The sequence below is a fragment of the Vibrio sp. 1978 genome (genome assembly GCF_033344345.1).
Genome location: NZ_JAWPOP010000161.1, coordinates 1 through 1,034, shown reverse-complemented (window position 1 = coordinate 1,034; position 1,034 = coordinate 1). Strand labels below are relative to the sequence as shown.

The following is a 1,034-nucleotide window of genomic DNA, read 5'->3' as shown; positions in this document are numbered from 1 at the left end:
TAGCTTCACTTCCTACGTTAGCTAACAGCTGAGGAAATGGCAATTCTTCTTCATCATTTAACGTAGAAAATAAATCGATACTTTGATTAACAGACCAATCGAGTAAAGACTGTATTTCATCGAGGATATCTTGGGTTTTCTCTACGAGGCAGGCACCGTTGCGAATCAATTGGTTACCACCACTAGCATTGCGAGCATTAATTGAGGCCGGCAGCGCAAACACTTCTCGCCCTTGCTCAAGGGCATAACGCGCGGTAATAAGCGAGCCACTTTTCTCGGCCGCTTCCACCACTAACACACCTAACGATAAGCCGCTAATAATACGGTTTCGACGCGGAAAGTTTTCTGCTCGAGGCTTGGCATTGGGGCGAAACTCAGAAACCAGTGCGCCATTTTCTGTTACTCGCTGCGCTAAACCACGATGACGAGCAGGATAAATATGTTCTAAACCAGACCCGAGCACAGCTATCGTCTTACCACCCGCTTGTAGCGCACCATCATGAGCATGGCCATCAATCCCAAGCGCTAAACCGCTAGTGACAATCAATTCTTGCTGAGCCAACTCTGCCGCAAATTGACGTGCATGGTGTAAACCATCAAAACTGGCGTTACGGCTGCCCACCATGGCAATTTGTGGTTGCGATAAAAAGGTAGGATTCCCCTCGACAAATAACAACGGAGGCGGAGCGACAACTTGCTTGAGTAAAGGGGGATATAAAGGATCGGCCAGCGTCAGAATGTGATGATTTGTAGAAGTGGCTAGCCACGTTAAACAAGCATCGACCTCTTTATCGGCCGAAGCCCAAGCTTGCAACTGTTTGTTCGTCAAACCCAATTGATAAAGCTGTTCAGAAGAGGAATTGATGATATTGCGAGGCGTATCTTTGGCGAGCAGCTTATTCATTTTGACCCCACCGATGCCTGGCAAGCAACTCAGCTTAAGCCAGGCAGCAAGGTCACTGTCGTTATTGCGTGGTTTCGTTGGTGGTCGACTCTTGCGTCAGAGGCGAAACCACAGAGACCTCTTTATTGAT

Annotated in this window: 1 protein-coding gene; it reads right to left on the bottom strand. The window is 48.0% G+C overall.

What is annotated here, in order from left to right:
• On the bottom strand, positions 1 to 937 hold a 937-nt coding region (gene dprA / locus R8N49_RS25200), incomplete at its 3' end, for a DNA-processing protein DprA (protein ID WP_318190222.1).
• Positions 938 to 1,034 lie beyond the last annotated feature (97 nt).